Here is a 22119-nt window from a genome sequence, read left to right as displayed (position 1 = left end):
CGCGTCGGCGAGTGAAGTTTTTCCTGCCCCATCGGATGATTGGAAATCCGTGAAACTGCTAGATGTGGGCACGGGCAAGGAACTGGGCCATTGGGTGCCCGCCCAGTCGGATACGGTGATTGAAATGGAAGTGGAAACCGGGCGCGTGCTGCGACGCATTCAGTGCGATGGGTGGCAGGATGGCAGTGCTCCAGAAGCCTGCGAGGGCCACGTAGTCGGCATGGTGCCGTATCGGCCCGCGCATTTGCCCGGAGTGCAGGGACTGCTCTAGGCATAGCGGGCCCGACAAGCCCGGAGACAAGCAATGCCCCAAACCAGTCACTGGGTTTGGGGCATTCTTGGTTGAAGCCTAGGCTTCGAGAACTACCGGAACGATCATCGGGCGGCGACGCAGTTTGCGCGAAACCCACGAGCCGATCACACGACGGGTGATCTGCTGCAGCTGGTGCGTGGAGTGGTTCGGGTTATTCGATACCGCTTCCACAATCGCCGCTGCGATCTTCGGCTTGATTTCGTTGAAGACCGAGTCTTCTTCAGCCACACCGCGGGCGTGGATGTCCGGGCCGGAGATGATGGTGCCATTCTGGCGATTGATCACGGTGATCACCGAGATGAAGCCTTCTTCGCCCAGGGTGACGCGGTCCTTGAGGTCGTCATCGGTAATGGTGCCGACCTTGGAACCGTCAACGTAGACGTAGCCGCATTCAACCTGGCCGACAAGCTGGGCAACTCCGTCCTTCATGTCGATGACTGATCCGTCTTCTGCCAGCAGCACGTTCTCTTCCGGCACGCCGGACTGCGCAGCCAGGCGGCCGTTGGCGATCAGGTGGCGGGTTTCGCCGTGTACCGGCAATACATTCTTCGGGCGAAGGATGTTGTAGCAGTAGAGCAGCTCGCCAGCCGATGCGTGGCCGGAAACGTGGACCTTGGCCATGCCCTTGTGGATGACCTCGGCGCCCAAGCGCATCAGGCCATTGATCACGCGGAAGACCGAGTTCTCATTGCCCGGGATCAGGCTGGAGGCCAGGATGACGGTGTCGCCCGGGTTGATCTGCACCTTGTGCTCGCCGTTGGCCATGCGCGACAGCGCGGCCATTGGCTCGCCCTGGGAACCGGTGGACATCAATACGACCTTGTGGTCCGGCAGCGAATCGATCTGCTTGAGATCAACCAGCACACCCTGGGGGATATCCAGGTAGCCAAGGCGTTCGGCGATGCCCATGTTGCGCACCATCGAGCGGCCGATGAAGGCCACCTTGCGGCCATGCATGGCGGCGGCATCCAGGACCTGCTGCACGCGGTGAACGTGCGAGGAGAAGGAGGCGACGATGATGCGGCGGCGGGCGCGAGCGAACTTGGCTTCGAGCACTGGGCCGATTTCGCGTTCTGCCACGGTGAAGCCCGGCACTTCTGCGTTGGTCGAGTCAGGCAGGAACAGGTCCACGCCTTCCTCGCCCAAACGCGCGAAGTGGCGAAGGTCGGTGATGCGGCCGTCAAGCGGCAGCTGATCCATCTTGAAGTCGCCAGTGTGCAGCACGGTGCCGGCTTCGGTGCGCAGGAACACAGCCAGCGCGTCAGGGATCGAGTGGTTCACGGCGACGAATTCGCATTCGAAGTTGCCGATCTGCGCGATCTCGCCTTCCACCACGATGTTGGTGTTGGCCTTGATCCGGTGCTCTGCCAGCTTCGCTTCGACGAAGGCCAAGGTCAGCTTGGACCCATACAGCGGGATGTCTTCGCGCAGGCGCAGCAGGTATGGCACCGCACCGATGTGGTCTTCGTGGCCGTGGGTGAGCACAACGCCCACCACATCGTCCAAGCGGTCCTTGATGTATGAGAAGTCCGGCAGGATCAGATCCACGCCAGGCTGGTGTTCCTCGGGGAAGAGCACACCGCAGTCGACGATCAACAGTTTCCCGTTGAGTTCGAAGACGGTCATGTTTCGGCCGACTTCGCCCAGGCCGCCGAGGGGAACAATGCGCATTGTCCCCTTCTTCAGCCGAGCCGGCGTCTGCAAGCGGGCAGAGTCGGCCTTACCTACTGAACTCTCAGTCATATGTAGTTAGTCCCTTTCGTTACAGATCCCATCCACCTTCACGAAGGTCCGCGCGGATGGCATCGAGCTCTGCGTCCGACGGTGCCACAAGCGGCAGCCGGACGACGGTGTTCGGCAGGACACCCTGCCAGTGAAGTCCATATTTTGCGGCAACGGCGCCCTGAATGTGGCCCATGATGCCGCGCTGGATCGCGTCCAGCTCAAAGTGTGTGGTGCGTGCAGTGGCCAAATCGCCTGCATGCATTGCATTAACAAGCGTACGGTACTTCGCGGCCGCAACGTGAGCCGTGACCGAAACCACGCCGACAGCACCGGCTGCCATGAGTGGCAAAGTCAGTGAATCGTCGCCCGAGTAAACGTGCAGGTCGGTGTTGGCCAGCACGGTGGTGGTGGACTGGTAATCGGCCTTGGCATCCTTCAACGCGATGACCTGAGGAATCTTGGCGAGTTCGATAATCGTTTCCGGCGCCAGCGCGATTCCGGTGCGACCTGGAATGTCATAGAGCATGATGGGCAGCTCGACAGCTTCGGCGATGGCCTTGACGTGCGCAATGACGCCTGCCTGGCTTGGCTTGTTGTAGTACGGGGTGGTCAACAGCACACCGTCAACGCCAGCGTCCTTTGCTGCGAGCGAGAGCTTGATCGAGTGGCGGGTGTCGTTGGTGGTGGAGCCGGCCAGCACGGCAGCGCGGTCACCGACAGCTGCGACCACAGTGCGGAACATCTGGATATTCTCTTCGTCGCTCAACGTCGAAGTCTCGCCGGTCGTGCCGGTGACGACCAATCCGTCGCAACCATCGTCGACGAGCTTCTGGGCCAATTTTGCTGCGAGCGCGTAGTCGACTTCCCCCGCATCATTGAAGGGGGTAACCATTGCAGTGAGCACGGTGCCAAACGGGTATGCCTGATTATCAATTGCACTTGTAGCCATGGTTTTAAATCTACACTCGCGCATGTTGCAATGGCATCCTCCCCCACTTCCGTGGTGCGATGTTTCCATGCATATTTTGGGGAAGCCGCAACGCGTTCTGGCTGTAGACGTTGCCCGACTTGTGGCCATCCTGGGAATGTTCGCCGCGCATGTTTTCCCGCTGTATAGATACACCGTTCCCGAGGCCTACTCCCCAACATTTACCGGGGCAGTAGCTTCTGGACGGGCTTCGGTTTTGTTCATGGTGCTGGCCGGATTGTCGCTGGCTTTGATGAGCAATTCGCTGGCGCGCAAAGGCTTTTCCCACCCTAAGATTTACTCAGTCCTTGCCCGGAGAGCATTAATTATTGCCGTGCTCGGAATGGCGATTGGGACGGTAAATGAAGGCATCGCAGTCATACTTGTCCACTATGGGCTACTGTTTCTGTTGCTTCCTCTGTCCCTCAAGCTCTCAAGGCCAACCATTTTGGTAGTCTCGGCGTCCTGGCTGGTCTTCGCCCCCATTATTTGGCGCCCGCTGGCGGCCGACGCGTTAGGGCAGTCCCTAGGACATAATCCCGGCTTTGGCGACCTGCTGCACCCGGCGCTTCTCCTCCAGGATTTGGCCGTCTCCGGCTACTACCCACTTCTTATTTGGATTGGCTACGGGTTGCTGGGGGTCGCCCTGGGCAAATGCGATCTGGAAAGCAGGAATACAGCAAGCGTCTTGGCACTGGTTGGTGGTCTCGTGGCAGTTGCCAGCTACGTTGCCGGTCGCATCCTGAGCCTCGGGCATGTCGAGCAAATCGCCGCTGCCGCCCAAACGGATCCTTCCCTCGTGCCAACGTTGATTACTACAGGACGGCTTCCCGGGAAATCCCTCGACCCATATCTGGCAGATGCCGCTTACCTCTGGCTCCCTACCGGGCACAGCAACGGGCTGCTCGCCACGGTGCATGCCGCAGCCTGTGCCGTGGCAGTTATCGGGTTGCTATTGCTTATCGTGCCTCGCCTCGGACTGCTCGGCCAGTTTCTTGCCGGCGCGGGACGAGCCCCGCTGACCTTGTATGCAGGCCACTTGGTGCTGCTGCCGGCGCTGGATAATTTCCTCGAGCCGTCGACGATTTGGTGGATCTTATGCGCGTTCACCGCCTGCTGCGGACTGTGGCTCGGATTTTCCAAGGCATCGGGCCCACTTGAATTCTGCGTTAGAGTACTCAGCGGCGCCGGCACGAAGCCGGACCCGACCAATCTGGCTGACCGGAACTAGCCGAGGAAGAACCGCATCGGTAGACAAAAAGCCCACGTTCAGCCGCGGTGAACGCAAAAATCCGCTGGATCCCTGTACCCAATTTGTATTTGGCGACCAGGTTCCAGCGGATCAGCCAAGCGCATCCCTCAGTCTTGCTTGAAGGCAGCATCAAATGAAGTCGATGATGCAGGGAAATCCAACTTTTTCAGCGCGGCTAGCGCCTGTGGAGCCCCATAGAGCCGGTCCATTCCAGCGTCTTCCCACTCGATTGAAATTGGGCCGTCGTAGCCGATTGCTGTCAGTGCCCTAAACGCATCTTCCCATGGCACATCACCTCGTCCCGCGGAGACGAAGTCCCAACCACGTCGAGGATCGCCCCAGGGCAGATGCGATCCCAAACCACCATTGCGGCCGTTGCCCATCCGCATTCGGGTGTCCTTGCAATCCACGTGATAGATCCGGTCAGCGAAGTCGGAGATGAATCCGACTGTATCGATGCCTTGCCACACCATGTGGCTTGGATCCCAGTTCAGGCCAAAAGCCTCGCGATGCCCGATGGCCTCAAGGGTCTTGACCGTCGACCAGTAATCATAGGCAATCTCCGATGGGTGGACTTCATGTGCAAAGCGCACACCGCATTCGTCAAAAACATCCAAGATCGGGTTCCAGCGGTCAGCAAAATCTTGGTACCCGGCGTCGATGACCTCTGCCGGCACAGGCGGGAACATGGCGACATACTGCCAAATCGAGGATCCGGTGAATCCGACGACGGTTTCTACGCCCAGGCGCTTGGCCAGCCGTGCGGTGTTCTTCATTTCCTCGGCAGCCCGCAGGCGCACTCCCTCGGGGTCTCCATCGCCCCAGACCCTGTCTCCCACAATGGCCTGATGACGGAAGTCGATCGGGTTGTCGCACACTGCCTGCCCCTTGAGGTGATTGGAGATGGCCCATACCTTCAAGCCATATTTTTCCAGGATCCCCAGGCGCTCGGCGATGTAGTCGTCATCATCCCACCGCCACGCGTCGAGATGCTCACCGGAGACCGCGATCTCCAGGCCGTCATATCCCCACTCAGAAGCTAGTCGAGCTACTTTTTCCAGGGGCAGGTCGGCCCACTGGCCGGTAAATAGGGTGAAATCGCGTGCCATCCGTTGGCTCCTTATTCGTTTGGTTTGTTTTTGCTGTCTTGGGGTGTTCCTTATGCCGTGGTGGTCCATGTGCTGTTGTTGGCCGCACTGCGCTGGACCGCGTCCAAGACGCACTGCACTTGATGCCCGTCATCGAAAGACGGCTTTGGCTGCTGGCCGGCCCCGATGGCATCAATGAAGTCCTTGGCCTGGTGGACAAATCCGTGCTCATACCCCAGCGTATGTCCAGTGGGCCACCAGGCAGAGATGTAGGGATGCTCCGGTTCAGTCACCATAATTTGTGTGAATCCTTGACGGGTGGCGGTTGCAGTTGCATCGTAGTAGCCCAGCGAATTGTAGTTCTCCAGGTCAAAGGAAATTGCCCCCTTGGAGCCCGAGACCTCAATGCGCAATGAATTCTTGCGCCCGGTGGCCATGCGGGTCGCCTCGAATGTGCCGAGAATTCCGCCATCAAATCGAGCCGTGAACGCTGCAGCGTCATCCACGCTCACCGGTCCCAGCTGCGTGGGTGCATCGAGCAACGGGCGTTCGTCGACAAAAGTCTGCAGCAGGCCGCTTACTCCAACAACCTTCTGGCCGGTGATGAACTGGGAAAGGTCCACGGCATGGGCCCCGATGTCCCCCAGGGCGCCGGTGCCGGCGTGCTCCTTTTGCAGCCGCCAAGTCAACGGCGAACGATCATCGTGCAGCCAATCTTGCAGATAGGCGGCGCGCACCTGGCGCACTTGCCCGATCGCTCCGCTGGCCACCAGGTCACGGGCAAAGGTAGCAGCGGGCACCCTGCGGTAGGTGAATCCGACCATCGCCTGGACACCCTTATCTGCGTTGCGGGCTGCGGCAGCCATGGCTTCGGCCTCTTCAAGGGTGTTGGCCAAAGGCTTTTCGCACAGGACGTGCTTGCCGGCAGCCAAGGCGGCAATGGCTATTTCCGCATGAGAATTTCCCGGCGTGACAATATCGACTACGTCAATGTCTTCGCGTTCTACGGCTGTGCGCCAGTCTGTTGACGTTTCAGCCCAGCCCCATTTTTCCGCAGCAGCGTCGACGCCGGCTGGGTTGCGGCCAACCAGCAGTGTCATTTCTGGTTGAAATGGAAGGTCAAAAAACCTTGGCGCGACTCGCCATCCTTGTGAATGCGCAGCACCCATGAATCCGTGCCCGATGAGGGCGATTTTGAGGGCTGGCTTTTGGTTGGGCATGTGTTTCCTCCTGCTGTGGATCTTCATGGGATAGCGTTCGGGGCAGCGTGGTGCATGACGTCCGTTGCCCCGAACCCAATTGTTTTCTAGCTAGGAGGTGAATGCCGTCGGCAGATACTGGTCGACATTTTCCGAAGTTACGACGGGCGCGTTCAGAACGATGCGCTTGGGCACCTCTACTTCGACCAGATCGCTCATGGCCTTGTTCTGCGCGATCAGTCGTGCCAGGCGAACACCGTCTGCGGCCTGGGTGGATGGGTAGAGAACCGTGGCTTCCAGCACTGATTCACCGCCCTTGATCAGATCCATGGCATTTTTGGAACCAGCACCACCGACCATGAAGAATTCATCGCGGCCAGCGCTGTCGATGGCCGCGAGCACGCCATGGCCCTGGTCATCATCGTGATTCCAGATGGCATCGATCTTCGGTGCCGCGGAGAGCAACTGCGATGCCGCTGCTTCGCCACCGGCGACCGTGAAGTCAGCAGGCACGCGGTTATCGACGTCCAAGCCACAGGTCTTCAGCGCGTCAGCAAAGCCTTTGCTGCGGTCCTGGGTCAGGGGCAGAGAATCCACTCCAGGAATTTCTGCCACGACTGCATCCGGCTTGTCCCCCAGGCGCTCGCAGATGTATTCGCCTGCGCTTCGGCCCATACCGTAGTTGTCACCCAAAATTGTGGTGCGGGCGGCCGCTGGGTTCGAGAACTCTCGGTCTACATTGATCACCGGAATCCCGGCTTCCATGGCTTTGGTTGCGACAGCAGTCAAGGCAGCGCCATCGGTAGGCAGAAGCACAATCGCATCGACCTTGTCGTTGATGAACTGCTCTACCTGACTAATCTGCAGGTTTGCGTCATTTGTTCCCTCCGCCACGCGCAGGTCGACGTCTTCCAGCGAATCGCCTTGCGCAATGGCTGCAGAGTTGATTGCGCCAAGCCAACCATGGTCGGCCGCAGGGCCAGAGAATCCAATGACGACTTCATCGCCAGCCGCCGCGTTTCCTTCGCTCGAAGCATTTGAAGGCTGGGCACTTGAGTCGCTTGAGCCCGACGAGCAGCCGGTGATCAACGCGCCTGCCGCCAGAAGGGCGCCAGTTGTGACAAGCATTTTCCGTCCTGAACGAACCGCAAACATGTCTCTCTCCTCAGTGAGTTAGGTGCAGCGCCGCTGTGTGAAGCCGACCAATTCGGCCACTAGCAAGCGTGACTATTGTCACAATAACAGAAGTTCGAAGATAATCGACGAACTTCTACCGATTGCCGACATAATGTGTTAGTTTCATCACATGATGCAAGATGAAAACACCCGTCCGCTCCTAGAGGTACGCGGTCTCACGAAGCGATTCGGAGCCGTTCAAGCACTCAAGGGCGTCAATTTATCCGTGCTCCCAGGTGAAGTTCACTGCGTCATGGGACAAAACGGCGCTGGCAAATCCACCCTGATCAAAACCCTGTCCGGCGTGCACACGCCCGATACTGGGGAAATCTTGTGGGAAGGCGAGAAAGTAGAACTTTCCAACCCAACTGCCGCTTTGTCTTTAGGTATTGCAACCATGTATCAGGAACTTGACGTGGTCGACGGTCTAAGCATTGCCGAGAACATTTTCCTCGGACATGAACAGGCAACCGGTGGTGTTCTGCACGTCAAGAAGGCCAACTCAATAGCCCGGTCGCTCTTGCAAAGGCTGGGCCACGGCAAGCTATCCCCATCACGCGAAGTTGGTTCCCTCTCGGCGGCCAATAAGCAAATCGTGAGTATGGCTCGGGCTCTGTCGCGAGACACGAAGCTGATCATTATGGATGAACCTAGCGCCATTCTTGATGCTGGCGAAGTGCAGAATTTGTTCAGAGTGGTACGCGAACTGACGTCACAAGGCATCGCGGTGGTCTACATTTCTCATCGTCTGGAAGAGATCCGAGAAATCGGCGACCGAATTTCGGTAATCAAGGACGGTCAAAGTACCGCCAATAATCTTGATGTTGAGCAAACTCCGAAGGCTGAACTGATTCGCAGAATGACCGGCCGCGATGTCGCAAATGCCTTCCCGGAACGTGCCTCTCTGGCAGCCGATGCTCAAGTGGTTCTGGAAGTTGCCGATCTAGAACTTGCAGGTCATTTCGAAAAGCTCAGTTTTGACGTGCGAGCTGGTGAAATCCTTGGCTTTGCTGGCCTTGTCGGATCACAGCGATCGGAAATTATCGAAACCATCTATGGAGCACGCAAAGCTACCTCTGGACAGGTGTCGGTCAACGGCAAACAACTCGTGCCTGGATCCGTCGCTTCGGCCGTGGATGCAGGAATCGGTTTGTCGCCGGAAGAGCGAAAGAGCCAGGGGCTCATCCTGGATGAACCTATCTATAAAAATGTCACGCTATCCACCTTCGAGCGTTTCGCGCGCACCGGATTACTGGATGAAGCGGCAGAGCGGCGGGCAGCCCTCGAGCAAATTGATGCCCTGGAACTCCGTCCAGCCGACCCGCAGCGACCCGCGAGAACCCTTTCTGGCGGAAACCAACAAAAAATCCTATTGGCCCGTTGGCTGGTGCACGGTACGACCGTCCTGCTACTCGATGAGCCTACTCGGGGCGTTGATGTGGGAGCTCGTGCAGAAATCTATACACTCATCCGGCGACTGGCCGATGCCGGGACGGCCATCATTATCATTTCCAGCGAGATTGAAGAGGTTCTTGGTCTCTCAAATAATGTCTTGGTCATTGATAACGGTCAGGTCCTGGCCCAGAAAACAGCAACCGAAATTGACGAGCACGGTGTGCTCGACCTAGTCATGAAGGGAAGTGCCGCGTGAGCAAGCAAGAGGCGCAGGTCGCTCAGCAACCACAAGACCAGCCGGCTTCGGCATCAACCAAGGGCGCCGATGGCTCTGCCGAATCCGGTGGGATAGCGCAGTTTCTGCTCCACGGTGCGGCAGGGCGCAGCCTGGGCCTAGTTGTAGCACTGGTGGTACTGGTACTGATCGGCATTATCACCAGTGGCGACAGGTTCGCTTCATCCGAAAATTTGCTTGTCATTTTGCGGCATGCTTCGATCATCGGCGTGTTGAGCATCGGGGTCACCTTCGTGATTACGGCCGGCGGTATCGACCTCTCCGTGGGGTCGGTCCTGGGTCTGACCTCCGTTGTCGGCAGCCTCACCGCTGTACAAGCTGCAGCCTCCGAATCCACATGGCTCCTTATGGTTCTCGCCGCCCTTCTGGTAGGCGCATTGGCCGGACTCATCAACGGAGTGGTCATCGCCTACGGCAACGTTGTGGCCTTCATTGCTACTCTGGCGACGCTTGTTGCCGCACGCGGACTAGCTGAGATCATCTCGGAACGCCGTACCCTGTTGGTGACGAACACCGACTTCACCAAATTCATGCGGGCAGATTTCCTGGGAATTCCTGTACTCGTCTGGATCTTTGCAGTAACGGCTGCAGCAGGTTGGTTCCTCCTGAACCGCACGACCTTTGGCCGGCGGACCGTCGCCATCGGTGGAAATTTGGAAGCCTCCCGTTTGGCAGGTATTAAAGTCAAAAGGCATATTGTCTCCCTTTACGTACTTGTTGGTATCACCGCCGGTATCGCCGGAGTGATGATGATGGGGCGCACAACTTCGGGTACTTCAACGCATGGCTACCTCTATGAGCTTGACGCGATCGCGGCTGTCGTAGTCGGTGGAACACTGCTCATCGGCGGCCGTGGAACCATCATCGGGACTGTCATTGGTGTTCTGATATTCAGCACACTGACCAATGTGTTTACCCAGAACAACATGGACACCTCTGTCCAGGCTTTGGCCAAGGGCGCCATCATTGTGCTCGCGGTCTTGCTCCAGCAGCGTTTTGCGTCACGCAAGGCACGTAGTGCAAGGAAACAACCCTCGGCGTAGTAGTAACCTCTCCTCATTCAGTGGAGCCTCGCGACATGTATGCCAACTTCATCCCCCTTGCGAATCCGTGATTACGCAGTGCCGGCGGGCCCAGGATCAAGATCGAGAATCCTTCGACCCGTACTGGGCCCGCTGCCTGTGCTTGCCCAACGGGCTGCGACAGCTTGCGAAGTCTGGACCGCGTAAACGGTGCTTTTTCACTGGTGTTCCCAGGCAGTCTTGGAATAGGACGTGAAATTCAGTCAATGGCGTGCTCAGGACACAGTTGTGTCGATTTGTATGGTGTAATGAGTCGATGAATGACATAAGCAACTTCAGTGGCCTGAGCGGCTCAGGCGCCAGCGAGCTATTCCAACTTCTGCGAGACGGCCGCCCCCGTACGCGAACCGAACTTGCCGATGCCATGGGCTTGGCCCGCTCGACGGTAACCCTTCGAATCGAAGCCCTCATGGATATTGGCCTCGTAGGATATGTAGATGACGCGGTCTCGACCGGTGGTCGCCCCTCCACCCGGATTGCACTGAAGTCTGGTAGCAAAGTCGTGCTAGGTATCGATATTGGCGCCTCGCACGTACGAGTTGCCCTTACAGACCTGCTGGGCCACCGAATAAAAGAAGGCGGCCAGTCCATCGAGGTCTCCAAAGGACCTGAAACTGTCTTGGAAGCGGCGGTCAAGCTCGGAAAGAAACTACTCAAGGAATCGGCGCATTCGCTGGACGACCTGCTGTCCGTCGGCGTTGGCGTGCCTGGTCCGGTTGAACACCGTACCGGCCGTCCATTTAATCCCCCCATCATGCCTGGATGGAATGGTTTCGATGTTCCAGGACTGCTCAAAGAACAGTTTCATGTCCCCGTTCTGGTGGATAACGACGTCAATATCATGGCCTTGGGAGAACGCAACGCGTCATGGCCAGACGTGGACAACATGCTCTTCGTCAAAATTGCCACCGGCATCGGTTCGGGGATTATTTCCAGCGGCCGATTGCAACGTGGCGCCGACGGTGTTGCCGGCGACATCGGCCATATTCGGATTCATAACGGGACCGGAGCCCCCTGCCATTGTGGAAATCTGGATTGCTTAGAGGCCGTCGCTTCGGGCCCCGCAGTGGCAGCAAAATTACGAGCTCAGGGCCATGAAGCGAATACCAGCGAAGACGTAATCAAGTTGGTCAAATCAGGAAACGCGCAGGCCGTCCAGGCAGTCCGGCAGGCCGGGCGCGATGTAGGCGAGGTACTGTCCTCCTGCATTAGCCTCATCAATCCCTCGGTAATCGTTATCGGTGGCTCAATGACTCTTACCGGCGAGCACTTCATTGCAGGAATTCGCGAAATGGTTTACTCGCGAGCCATACCCGTTGCAACCCAGCATCTGCGAATCGTGCAGTCAGGCTCCGGACTTGATGCAGGCGTTCTGGGCGCTTGCATGCTTGCGATTCATCATGCCATGTCACCAGAACATATTGATTCACTGGTGAATGCGGGAAAACCGCTCTAGGCATCGGAAATCGACGAACTTTCGTCGAAAATCGACAACTTTTGCTTGACAGGCAACAGAGTCCGAAAATAGTGTTGTGTGCGTCACATGACGAAAGCGCTGATGCTGGTTGCATCTAGCGTTAACCGCACGCTAGAAAGGCGTCACTATGTGCTTCGGTTTTAATGGCTCTGCTGCTCTCAAGCGCTCCCTCGAACAAAAGGAAGTAGGCCGACGCGGCTTCCTCGCCGGCGCTGCAGCGTTGGGTGCCACCATGGGGTTGGCGGGCATGGGAATGGCCCCTGCCACCGCTTCACCTGTCGGCCGTCGTCCCGTGCCACCGGGGCAGATCAGTATCCAGCTGTACACCCTTCGCTCCATCATGAATGGTGCAGGAGTTGATCGGACTTTCAAGGCCCTTGCCGATTACGGCTACACCAAGGTTGAGCTAGCTGGATTCTATGGACGCAGCGCCAAAGAACTTCGTGCAACGCTGGACTCGCTTGGGATCACACCTTCATCCAGCCACACAGGAATCACCGACTCCGCGGCAGCGCTTGATGCCAAGCTATCTGATGCCCTCACCCTGGGGCAGAAATACATCAACGTTCCGTACCTTGTTTCCAGCAACGGCGACGATTGGCGTCGTTGGGCAGATCAAATGAATGTTGAAGCGGCGGCAGCCAAGAGCGCCGGCTTGAAATACGGCTACCACAACCATGCACACGAATTCACCACGGACCTTGGCAACGGCGAAACCCCATGGGATATTTTCACCAGTCGACTGGATCCAAATCTGGTCCACCTCGAAGTCGACTTGTACTGGGCCGTAACTGCTGGTGTAGGCGTTGGGGCTACCGACCCAATTCAGTTCGCCATCGACACGATCGCCCAGGCTCCGCAGCAAACCTTGCAATACCACGTCAAGGATCGGGACCTCGCTGGCGGCTTCGCGGACCTGGGCACGGGAGCCATCGACTTCTCGCGAATCTTTGCGGCTCATCGCCCCAAGGAATTCATTGTCGAGAACGACCAGCCAGACGTCACTCCCCTTCAAACGGCAGAGGTCGGCTACAACTTCCTGAGGAAAGCGCGCTTCTAGAATGCTCGGTGCAGCGCACTGCACACAATGATCAATACCAAATGCAGAAGTGGCCAGGCCCCGAGGGGTACCTGGCCACTTTGCTTGATTCGAGTTTCAGATCCTCTAGCCGTTGACCTTCGTGTCCTGCAGCCAGTAGCGGATCGCGGTGCGCATGGATTTGCGAGCCCGGGTCTTATCGCCGCAGGCCTCATAGGCCAACGCCAATCGATACCAGGACTTCCAGGATTCCGGGTTCTCTTCCACGTCGCGCTGGTGGTTTGGAAAATCCTCATCAGCGGCTGCTCGAACAAAACGTCCCGAAGGCATCCGAGGCAGGTCCATCGGGAGCTCACCGGCGGCGGCAAGGGACTTGCCCATCTTTTCGGTGCGCAGCCCGAAGAGAACTTCGCGAATCAAAACCCATGTGCAAAAGGCCGGAATCACCAAAATGGCCACTCCCATGACCTGGGCGATCAGTTCGCCGGTGCTCAAGAAACGGACGGCCTGGGTGAAAGTCATGCCGATGTACAGTGCAAAAAGCAGCAGGATTCCGCAGACCCAGAGTTTGGTTTTCACTGGCCAAGCTCCAGATAGCCGTCCAACCCATAGGTAAGCCCAGGACGCGACGCCACCGTGCGCAAGCCCAAGAGGACACCAGGCATGAAGGAGGCGCGGTCAAAGGAATCATGCCGCAGGGTCAGTTGCTCCCCGGGGCCGCCAAGGAGGACTTCCTGGTGCGCCACCAGGCCGCGCAGTCGCACGGAGTGAACGTGGATTCCATCGACGACCGAGCCGCGGGCTCCATCCAATTGGGTTTCCGTGGCATCCGGGCTGGCAGGGACGCCGGCTGCTTCACGAGACTTGGCAACAAGCTCTGCGGTGCGCACCGCAGTACCGCTAGGCGCGTCGACCTTGTTCGGATGATGCAGCTCGATGATTTCCACGGATTCAAAATATTTCGACGCAGTCGCTGCGAAAGCGCTGGCCAGCACGGACCCCAAAGCGAAATTGGGTGCAATCAAGACACCGGCTTCTGGGTGCTCATTGAGCAGCGAATCGAGCTCGGCTCGACGGTCATCATCCCAACCGGTTGTTCCGACCACTGCGTGAAGACCGTTTTCCACTGCGAACCGGACGTTGGCTTCAGTAGCGGCAGGGACCGAAAGGTCAACCACGTGGGTTGCCCCTGCTTCGAGAATTTGAGCGAGGTCATCGCCTCGGCCCAGGCTGGCCACCAACTCCATATCGGGAGCTTCGGAAACAGCCTTGACCGCTTCAGCTCCCATTCGTCCGGCCGCACCGAGCACGGCCACCTTGATCTGTGCACTCATGGGGTTAAGCCTATCGTTCCTCCGGGTTCCTCCTTGCCAACGATGACGTGAAATCCGCCCTGTTTGACTCAACGCAACTCCAACATCAATCCGCTATTTTTGAATACCTCATCGCGCTACGGCCAGTCCGGCTTGTATTGCCTGAGGACACGGGGAAAAATAAATTCCAGGAGTCTCCAAGTAGTTAGCAGGGCCATGGGTCAGAAAATTGGGCGTTTCAGTCTGGGCATCAGTGTCATGCTGGCCATGGGTCTTGCCGTGACATCGTGCGGTTCAGGCAACGAACCTATCTCCCTGTCGGATCAAGAGCTGGCAGACGTTGTCAACATCGTTCAGGCACATGGGACAGTCCTAGAGTCCGCTTCCTGCCAAGTTGAAGTCTTCCGCATTGAAGGTTCCACGACTTACGGCTGGGCCACGTGCGCTCCAACAAGCGAGAGCGCCTCTGATGCGGCTGCTCAAGTGGATGCCTTCCCGTTCCGACTCGATGGCGAAGACCTTCGCCGCCCAGACGAGGGCAAGAATTACCAGAAGGACGTTGAGGAGCTCTTCCCGGAAGATCTGCGCTCGGCTATCAACCAGCACACCACGGGTTTGGCTAAATAGGCTTGTTCTCCCGATCCGCTTTTCTCTTGCGCAGATTCAGCAACGAGCATCTGGTTGAGCGCACGATGGGCGCAATGAAGGGCCACCGTGCGCCACGAACATTTCGGGCATCGGCCTGAAACTTGAATTACACGCTTGTCGGTGCGCATCGCAGGGCCAAGGACCGGAGGTCGCACTCATTCATGGTTTGGGTGCCTCCCACCGATACTTCACTCCACTGGCCAATATTCTGGCAAAGAAATACCGAGTGCGCGTTCCGGATCTTCCCGGCCATGGCACGAAACTTGATGATGACCGGCCTGTCACGGTAGCTCGTTTCGCCCACAAGGATGCACTGGCCTTGCGTGAACTGAAAGTGGCCCATGCGATTGTGCTGGGGCATCCTCTGGGGGCACAAGTCTCTACCGAACTAGCTCGAACATGGCTCGCTCTGGTAAAGCACCTGCCTATTGCAGCACTCGCGGTCAACGATCGGGAGGCGACGCTATTCCGGCAGGCTCGCCGATTGCTCCGGGCTTTCCCAACGAGCTGAATTCAGTCAAGGCGATTTTGCTGGCGTTGAACACGCGAAGCTCACCACCATGGATCATGGGCCCACAGCTTCAATTTCTTGCATGCCCCAGAGCTTGCGAAGATGATCGACGACGCCATATGGGCGGTCCGGATCTTTAATCCACGGCGGGATGGCATCGTCTGTGGGATGCCACCCCGTACTGGTTTCGGCTACAGTCCGAGAGCCGCTTCGTTTGCGAAAGGACCGACCACGGTGATCACTCGGTCCCTGGCGGCCAATTCTTGAGCGAGCTCCTGCACCTGCTTCGTGGTCACGGCATTGACTCGATCCAGCGCTTCATCGATGTCTTGGAACTCGCCGGTCACCATCTCGGCCCGTCCCAGTCGGGACATGCGGCTTCCGGGATCTTCGAGGGCGAGCACGGTGCCGCCAGCCAGCTGCCCCTTGGCCTGGGTCAGTTCCTGCTCGGTGATGCCATCGCTGGCGAGTCTGTCGAGTTCGGCACCAAGCAAGGTGATGACCTCTGCGGCCTTGGAGGGCGCGCATCCGGCGTACATGCCGAAGTATCCAGCGTCTGTATAGGCTGCCGAGAACGAATAGGTGGAGTACACCAGTCCGCGCTTCTCGCGGATTTCCTGGAACAAGCGCGAGCTCATGCCGCCACCCAGAACAGCGTTGAGCACTGCTAGCACCTGCCGGCGATCATCATGGCCGGTGATGCCAGCGCAACCCATGATGATATTCGCCTGCTCTACTGGCCGATTGATCACTTCGATCCCGGCCTTGGAGGTAATCTGCGCTGGCTCTTCCCCGCGGCGTGGCTGCGGTACTGCCAGCGGGTCCAGTTCCCAGCCGGCTTCGCTCAGGGCGTTGAGCACCATGGAGCACAATTTCTCATGTTCCAGCGACCCGGCTGCGGTGATGATGAGTTCGCTGGGGCGGTAGTGGGCCCGGTAGTGTTCCATCACCGCTTCACGGCTGATCTTGTTGATTTCATCGGGGGTGCCGCCGATAGGGCGCCCCAGAGGGTGATCGCCCAAGACCCGTGCTACGAATCGTTCGTGGGCGACGTCGGTGGCGTCATCAGCATCCATCGCGAGTTCTTCGATGATCACCCCGCGCTCCTGCTCCAGCTCCTGGGGATCGATGACTGCGGAGGTCACCATGTCGGCGATGACATCCAGGGCCATTGGCAGATCGGTATCCAGCACGCGGGCGTAGTAGCAGGTGGATTCCTTCGCCGTTGCGGCATTGGATTCGCCGCCAACGGCGTCGAAGGACTGGGCAATATCCAAGGCCGAGCGCTTTTTGGTGCCCTTGAACAGCAAGTGCTCAAGGAAGTGAGTGGAACCGTAGTGTCCGGCTTCTTCGTCGCGCGAGCCTACTGGCACCCAAAAACCGACGGTAGTGGATCGTTGCCCGGGCATGGCTTCGGTGAGCACGCGAACGCCGCCGGGCAGAATGCTTCGCCGGACTTCCGAGCCGCCTTCGCCGCGGTGAACCAGCGTGGGGTCCGCCGGGTCGATCGGAGAGAACTGAGTTGTCTCCACCGAATGCAACGGCAATGGAATCATGGCCACGAAATACGTCCTTAAATCTTTAGTGTTGAGCCAACCTGAGGCCCGGAACATTGCCCTCATTCTCCCACAGAACCGTTGGCGTAGGGCAACAGTCCACTCAGTCGCCAAGGCTCAATTCTCCGGGCATCACACGACGGGCGCTGCGGTTCAAGGCAATTCTCGTTCCCGATCTCATCGAGATCAGCGCGCAGTACATCCAAGGTCGATGGATCGCAGACGCCGGCTTGTCGCAGCCTGCAGAGCACCCGGTCGATGAACTGTTCGGCGTGGCTTGCGCAGCAGGGAGGAAACCAAAAATCGAAGAACCGATCCTAGGATTCGTCGAGGTACCCGCGCTGGCCGGCATCGGCGCACACCGGGGTGCTGCGTTCGGCATCCACCGACGAGCAAGCGAGATAAATTGAGTTCGCGGCTTCTTCGAGGCTCAATTCCTCGTAGCCCACGGAACCCGGATTGTACGAAACCGCCGTGCTCCACTCATCCAAGTCCTTGCACTCGTTCAGTCCCTTGGTTTCGGCTTCCCGGATTTTCTCTTCCGAAGCGTCGTGATCCGACCACGCTTCGTTTTGCTCTTGTATCGCCTTTTGGCAGGCGTCGCCAATGGTCGTGGTGCGCGCCGAGTCCAGATCTGCACATCCGCTGGTTGAACAAATAATGAACGCGACAACGGCGGCTGTGGAAAGAACTTTGCGCATATCAATCATGCTACCTAGGACAGATATGGTTTTGCTGAGACGCCCTCGGCGCTTCGAGCCTTTGTGTCTCAAAAGCCAATGACCTCGCACTTCAAAAGTGAAACGCGAGGTCATTTGTCCCCCTGAGTCGGCCTAGGCGAGCTTTGAACGCTTGAAGGCGTCCAGGCTAATGCCCTGCTCAAGAATCACCTTGGCCCACTCGCGCGCGGAATGCAGCGAGTGGTCCCGGTAGTTGCCGCAGCTCTTGGCTTCGGTACCCGGAACGTCTTCCCAAGTAATGCGCTCGGCGATGTCCTCCAGCGAGCTTTTCACTGCTGCGGCGACCTCGGCCGGCTCTGGCTCGCCCCAAAGGATCATATGGAAACCGGTTCGGCAACCAAACGGTGAGAAATCGATCAGGCCATCAATGCGGGTGCGCAACAGCCCAGCCATGGTGTGCTCGATGGTGTGCAGTCCTGCGGTAGGGATTTCACCGTGGTTAGGCTGCACAAAACGGATGTCATAGTTGGTGATGGCGTCGCCCTTTGGGCCGCGTTCCACACCAATCTTGCGGACATAAGGCGCCTTGACCTTGGTGTGATCCAAGGCAAAGCTTTCAACTTCGGCAAGTTCGATATCACTCATGAATAAAGTGTATCGGTTTGGTCAACGGCGAATCGACGTTCGTAAATGCGACGTAACCGGTAGACTTCTTAGGACGTCCGGGACCAGGAAATTTCCCGGACTGACTTCTTTAGAAGGGAAATTCATGTCGGAACAGAAGTCCTTGCTCGTCTTTGCGCATGCAGACGAAGCAGTCGCCTTCGCAGATGTTGACCACCTGATTTCGGGCGTCGGCAAAATCAACGCTTCGGTCGCTTTGGCTGGCGCCATCGCCGACGGCAATATCAAAAACGTCATCGTGCTTGGTACCGCCGGAGTCGTTGGACATGCGGGCGAAGACCGCCCCAGCCTGGACACCATCTACCAGGTCACCAAGCTGATCCAGCACGATTTCCCCTTGCCATCGGCTGACGTTGATCCGACAGGCGAAGTCCTTCTGGAGGATTACCAGGTCACCATGGCCACCGGCGATGTCTTCGTTTCAGACGACCGGCAGCGCGCCCATGTCAAGAGCCTCGGCGCATCGCTGGTGGATATGGAAGGCTATGCCTACGCCAGCGTCTGCCAGCGCTTTGATGTGCCTCTGCAGATCTTCAAGATCCCTTCTGATTATGCCGACGATTCTGCCTCGATCGATGAATGGGACGACATCGCCAAGGCGAAGAGCGTCCAGCTTCGCGAATTCTACGATGAGCACCTGCGCTAAGCGCGCAGCATCTGCAATCTCCCAAACGCCTGACCGGTCTGCCGGTCGGGCGTTTGCTTTTCCTCGGCTTCTGGAAGTGGCGACCCGCACCACAGCCCCTGCATGGCCGAACCGAATCCGCTGGCTACTATGGTGCACGTCACCATACGACACTCGCAACCGTTGCACGTCCCTAGTCAATGATGATTTGAGGTAGCAGAAAACATGAGTGTTCCTACAGCAAAACACGGCGGTACGGCCGCCTCCAGGGCAATGCGCCCGATCAATAGTCTTGTCGAGAAGTTCATCCCTTCGGCATTGGTCTTCGCCATCGCGCTGACCTTCTTCGTAGCCATTCTCGCCTTGATCGCCACGGATTCGTCCCCGGCGCTCATCGTGCAAAGCTGGGGTGATGGCCTGTCCGGGCTGCTCAGCTTCATCACCCAAATGGCGCTGGTGCTCATGCTGGGATTCATCCTGGCCAATACCCGTCCAGTACGCAAGATGCTTCGAGCTCTGAGCAGCATCCCCAAAACTGCGCTGGCCAGCTACATCTTCGTGTTTCTCGTTGCCGCCATCGCCTCGTTGATCACCTGGGGACTCGGGCTTGTGGTCGGCGGGCTGCTGGCGCGCGAGGTCGCGGCCCAGGCTCGTGCACGCAATGTCCGCGTCCACTTCCCTCTGCTGGTCGCCTCCGGCTTTGCTGGATTTGTCATCTGGCATATGGGCTACTCGGGTTCCGGGCCGCTCACCGCCGCCACTCCGGATTCGTTCATCGCCAAGCAGCTCGGCGCTCCCCTGCCCATCTCCGAAACGATCTTCGCGCCGTGGAACCTGATCGCGATCGTCGCGACCATCGTACTGGTGGGGCTGGCCCTGTACCTCGTTGCCCCACGCGGCCACGATGAGATCCATGAGCTGCGCACCGATGCACGGGAAAAGCTCGTGGACCTCGATGATGAGGTCAGCACCCCCGCTGACCGGGTAGATGCCAGCCGCCTGCCGACCTTGCTGCTGGGGCTGATGCTCCTGGCATATCTGGTCATTCATTTTGCCAAGGGCGGGACGCTGACCTTGGACATCGTGAATTGGTCGTTCTTATGCCTGATCCTGCTGCTGGTGCGCAATCCTTTCGAACTGATGGCCCTGACCAAGCACTCGGCATCCAACGTCGGCGAGATCCTCCTGCAATTCCCGCTCTATGCCGGCATCTTGGGGATCATGACCGGCACCGGGCTCATCGAGGCGATCTCCGAGGTGATGATTGCCGTGTCCACGCCGCAGACCTTTGGCCTGCTGGCCTTCCTGTCGGCCGGAGTAGTGAATTTCTTCGTGCCATCCGGGGGCGGGCAGTTCGCGGTGCAGGCCCCGATCATGCTGACCGCAGCCGCAGAGCTGGGAGTTGACCCGTCGATTCCTATTATGGCGGTCGCCTACGGGGATCAGTGGACAAATATGATCCAGCCGTTCTGGGCCCTGCCGCTCTTGGCCATCGCAGGGCTGAAGATGCGAGACATCCTCGGCTACACCACGATCGTGCTGATCGCTTCGGGCATTGTCTTCGCCGCCACCATGGTTGTTGTCTCGCGCTAGATCAGTCTTCAATCCTGATTCCGGGTAATCGAGTAGGTGGGGGTGTCTAGCCCCCACCTCTCACACCACCAGGACATGCGGGCCCGCATCCGGCGGTTCGCTAGGTCACTGAAAACGCTCCCAAGCCCGGCGAAAGAACACCACACCCAACTCCTCCCAATAGGAAGTCGGCAAGGCACGGTGAAGAATCGGGGACTTCGCCACGCGCCAAAAGGCACGCGAGCTGTTCCCCCACTGATAAGCCTTATCCTTAACAATCCCCAGACGGCGAAGATTCGCCACCCGAGTACGAGGAAGCTTCCACTCCTTCCAGCGGATCTGACGTAAACGGCGCCTGAACCATTCATCAAGATCAGAGAACTTCCCCGGCGTCACAGACAACCGGAAGTAGCCCATCCAACCCCGAACAAAACGATTCAACTGCTCGATACGGTAGTCCATCGACACACTCCACCGCCGAGAAGTCAGATCTCGGATCCGTTGCTTCATGCGTTTGAACGCCTTCGGAGCAACCTTGATCCTGACTTTCGACCCTTTGACGAAGTAGAAACCAAAACCCAGCAACGTAGCTACACTCGCCGGATTGATCACTGATTTCTGCCGATTGACCCTCAACTTCAAACGCTGTTCAAGGACTTTCGTCGCCTGATCCAGCACCCGTTGAGCTGCCCGTTTCGACTTCACAAAAATTCTGATGTCATCGGCATACCGCACGAAACGGTGATCCCTCGACCAGAACTCCTGATCAAAATCATCCAACATGATATTCGAGAGCAACGGCGACAAAGGAGACCCCTGCGGGGTTCCCTCCACCGTTTCCCGGCGAACACCCTGCGCCATGATCCCAGCCGTCAAATACTTGCGAACAAGCTTCAGAACTCGCTTGTCTTTCACCTTCCGCGCAACCCTGGACATCAGCACGTCATGGTTCACCCGATCAAAGAACGCATCAAGATCAACCTCCACAACCCACCGATACCCCTGCTCGATGGCCTCACGAGCCATCGAAGCAGCGTCGTGGGCGCTTTTGCCCGGCCGGAACCCGTAGGAGACCGGCACGAACCCCTCATCGAAAATCGGGGACAAGACTTGCGCGAGAGCCTGTTGAATCAACCGATCCAACACGGACGGAACACCCAGCATCCGTTCCCCAGCGTCAGGCTTCGGAATCATCACCTGACGCACCGGCAACGGCGCATACGTTCCAGCATCAAGCGCCTTCCGAGTCTCCATCCAATGCTCATGGCACCATGCGCGCAACTCATGCGCTTCAAGGCCGTCAACACCGGCAGAACCCTTATTCCGCTCAACACGTTTCAATGCAACCAACAAGTTCCCTCGCGAGAACACCTGCTCCCACAGATCGACTTGTTGATCCCTGATGTCTTCCCCATCAGCCACCGGTTCAACGCTACGCGCAAGAAAATACTCTCCCGGATTCACCGGTACCATCCTCCCTCTGCCCCACCACGTCCGTGGGTTTTCTGCGATGATCGCGTGA

General features: G+C 58.2%; 21 protein-coding genes. 10 read left to right on the top strand and 11 right to left on the bottom strand.

Annotated features, from left to right (window positions below; translation table 11 throughout):
- The first annotated feature begins 49 nt into the window (after positions 1 to 49).
- Complete coding sequence (locus OF385_RS05115; protein WP_264277290.1) at positions 50 to 271, top strand: hypothetical protein; 222 nt, start codon at positions 50 to 52, stop codon at positions 269 to 271.
- Positions 272 to 349: 78 nt separating this feature from the next.
- On the opposite strand, the gene OF385_RS05110 is transcribed toward OF385_RS05115, so the two are convergent.
- The gene (locus OF385_RS05110) at positions 350 to 2056 is read right to left on the bottom strand and encodes a ribonuclease J (protein ID WP_022875869.1); all 1707 of its coding nucleotides are present in this window, start codon (positions 2054 to 2056) and stop codon (positions 350 to 352) included.
- A gap of 19 nt (positions 2057 to 2075) precedes the next feature.
- Positions 2076 to 2987, bottom strand: coding sequence for a 4-hydroxy-tetrahydrodipicolinate synthase (gene dapA / locus OF385_RS05105; RefSeq protein WP_264277289.1), 912 nt, complete (start codon positions 2985 to 2987; stop codon positions 2076 to 2078).
- Positions 2988 to 3054: 67 nt separating this feature from the next.
- Between dapA and OF385_RS05100 the strand changes: the two genes are divergently transcribed.
- Entirely contained in the window at positions 3055 to 4236 is a 1182-nt protein-coding gene (locus tag OF385_RS05100; RefSeq protein ID WP_264277288.1) for a heparan-alpha-glucosaminide N-acetyltransferase domain-containing protein, read from the top strand.
- A gap of 128 nt (positions 4237 to 4364) precedes the next feature.
- On the opposite strand, the gene OF385_RS05095 is transcribed toward OF385_RS05100, so the two are convergent.
- From OF385_RS05095 to OF385_RS05085, 3 genes are all read right to left on the bottom strand, one after another.
- Positions 4365 to 5366 carry a sugar phosphate isomerase/epimerase family protein gene (locus OF385_RS05095; RefSeq protein ID WP_264277287.1) on the bottom strand — a complete coding sequence of 334 codons (1002 nt, stop codon included), beginning with the start codon at positions 5364 to 5366 and terminating at the stop codon, positions 4365 to 4367.
- A gap of 50 nt (positions 5367 to 5416) precedes the next feature.
- A complete protein-coding gene (locus tag OF385_RS05090) occupies positions 5417 to 6565 on the bottom strand; it encodes a Gfo/Idh/MocA family protein (RefSeq protein ID WP_264277286.1) in 1149 nt (382 codons plus the stop codon).
- A 90-nt stretch (positions 6566 to 6655) separates the two neighbouring features.
- Complete coding sequence (locus tag OF385_RS05085; protein WP_264277285.1) at positions 6656 to 7672, bottom strand: substrate-binding domain-containing protein; 1017 nt, start codon at positions 7670 to 7672, stop codon at positions 6656 to 6658.
- Positions 7673 to 7850: 178 nt separating this feature from the next.
- Between OF385_RS05085 and OF385_RS05080 the strand changes: the two genes are divergently transcribed.
- The 4 genes from OF385_RS05080 (at position 7851) to OF385_RS05065 (ending at position 13029) form a co-directional block, all read left to right on the top strand.
- Complete coding sequence (locus OF385_RS05080) at positions 7851 to 9371, top strand: sugar ABC transporter ATP-binding protein (RefSeq protein WP_264277284.1); 1521 nt, start codon at positions 7851 to 7853, stop codon at positions 9369 to 9371.
- Positions 9368 to 10453 carry an ABC transporter permease gene (locus OF385_RS05075; protein ID WP_413468102.1) on the top strand — a complete coding sequence of 362 codons (1086 nt, stop codon included), beginning with the start codon at positions 9368 to 9370 and terminating at the stop codon, positions 10451 to 10453. Before OF385_RS05080 ends, OF385_RS05075 begins: the two co-directional genes overlap by 4 nt.
- Before the next feature lie 295 nt (positions 10454 to 10748).
- Positions 10749 to 11948, top strand: coding sequence for an ROK family transcriptional regulator (locus OF385_RS05070; protein WP_264277283.1), 1200 nt, complete (start codon positions 10749 to 10751; stop codon positions 11946 to 11948).
- Between the two features lie 148 nt (positions 11949 to 12096).
- The gene (locus OF385_RS05065; protein ID WP_264277282.1) at positions 12097 to 13029 is read left to right on the top strand and encodes a sugar phosphate isomerase/epimerase family protein; all 933 of its coding nucleotides are present in this window, start codon (positions 12097 to 12099) and stop codon (positions 13027 to 13029) included.
- Between the two features lie 105 nt (positions 13030 to 13134).
- On the opposite strand, the gene OF385_RS05060 is transcribed toward OF385_RS05065, so the two are convergent.
- Complete coding sequence (locus tag OF385_RS05060; RefSeq protein WP_264277281.1) at positions 13135 to 13587, bottom strand: tetratricopeptide repeat protein; 453 nt, start codon at positions 13585 to 13587, stop codon at positions 13135 to 13137.
- The gene (dapB, locus tag OF385_RS05055) at positions 13584 to 14342 is read right to left on the bottom strand and encodes a 4-hydroxy-tetrahydrodipicolinate reductase (protein ID WP_264277280.1); all 759 of its coding nucleotides are present in this window, start codon (positions 14340 to 14342) and stop codon (positions 13584 to 13586) included. Before dapB ends, OF385_RS05060 begins: the two co-directional genes overlap by 4 nt.
- Before the next feature lie 195 nt (positions 14343 to 14537).
- Between dapB and OF385_RS05050 the strand changes: the two genes are divergently transcribed.
- Positions 14538 to 14948, top strand: a complete 411-nt coding sequence (locus OF385_RS05050) for a hypothetical protein (protein ID WP_264277279.1) — start codon at positions 14538 to 14540, stop codon at positions 14946 to 14948.
- 187 nt (positions 14949 to 15135) lie between these two features.
- Positions 15136 to 15480, top strand: a complete 345-nt coding sequence (locus OF385_RS16705; RefSeq protein WP_413468101.1) for an alpha/beta fold hydrolase — start codon at positions 15136 to 15138, stop codon at positions 15478 to 15480.
- Between the two features lie 191 nt (positions 15481 to 15671).
- Here OF385_RS16705 and OF385_RS05045 read toward each other — a convergent pair whose 3' ends face one another.
- The 3 genes from OF385_RS05045 to OF385_RS05035 all read right to left on the bottom strand — a co-directional run bounded on the left by OF385_RS05045 (position 15672) and on the right by OF385_RS05035 (position 18361).
- Positions 15672 to 17042 (bottom strand): M16 family metallopeptidase, encoded by a 1371-nt coding sequence (locus OF385_RS05045; protein WP_413468100.1) that lies wholly within the window; start codon positions 17040 to 17042, stop codon positions 15672 to 15674.
- A 311-nt stretch (positions 17043 to 17353) separates the two neighbouring features.
- The gene (locus OF385_RS05040) at positions 17354 to 17737 is read right to left on the bottom strand and encodes a hypothetical protein (RefSeq protein WP_264277278.1); all 384 of its coding nucleotides are present in this window, start codon (positions 17735 to 17737) and stop codon (positions 17354 to 17356) included.
- 132 nt (positions 17738 to 17869) lie between these two features.
- The gene (locus tag OF385_RS05035; RefSeq protein ID WP_022875897.1) at positions 17870 to 18361 is read right to left on the bottom strand and encodes an S-ribosylhomocysteine lyase; all 492 of its coding nucleotides are present in this window, start codon (positions 18359 to 18361) and stop codon (positions 17870 to 17872) included.
- A gap of 124 nt (positions 18362 to 18485) precedes the next feature.
- Here OF385_RS05035 and OF385_RS05030 point away from each other — a divergent pair, with 124 nt between their 5' ends.
- Complete coding sequence (locus OF385_RS05030) at positions 18486 to 19046, top strand: purine-nucleoside phosphorylase (protein WP_264277277.1); 561 nt, start codon at positions 18486 to 18488, stop codon at positions 19044 to 19046.
- Between the two features lie 204 nt (positions 19047 to 19250).
- Positions 19251 to 20618, top strand: coding sequence for a short-chain fatty acid transporter (locus OF385_RS05025; protein ID WP_264277276.1), 1368 nt, complete (start codon positions 19251 to 19253; stop codon positions 20616 to 20618).
- Positions 20619 to 20723: 105 nt separating this feature from the next.
- Here OF385_RS05025 and ltrA read toward each other — a convergent pair whose 3' ends face one another.
- Positions 20724 to 22070 carry a group II intron reverse transcriptase/maturase gene (gene ltrA / locus OF385_RS05020; protein WP_264277838.1) on the bottom strand — a complete coding sequence of 449 codons (1347 nt, stop codon included), beginning with the start codon at positions 22068 to 22070 and terminating at the stop codon, positions 20724 to 20726.
- Positions 22071 to 22119: the final 49 nt, after the last annotated feature.

The sequence above is a fragment of the Glutamicibacter sp. JL.03c genome, assembly GCF_025854375.1.
Classification (GTDB): domain Bacteria; phylum Actinomycetota; class Actinomycetes; order Actinomycetales; family Micrococcaceae; genus Glutamicibacter.
This window is presented reverse-complemented; position numbering and strand designations above follow the sequence as displayed.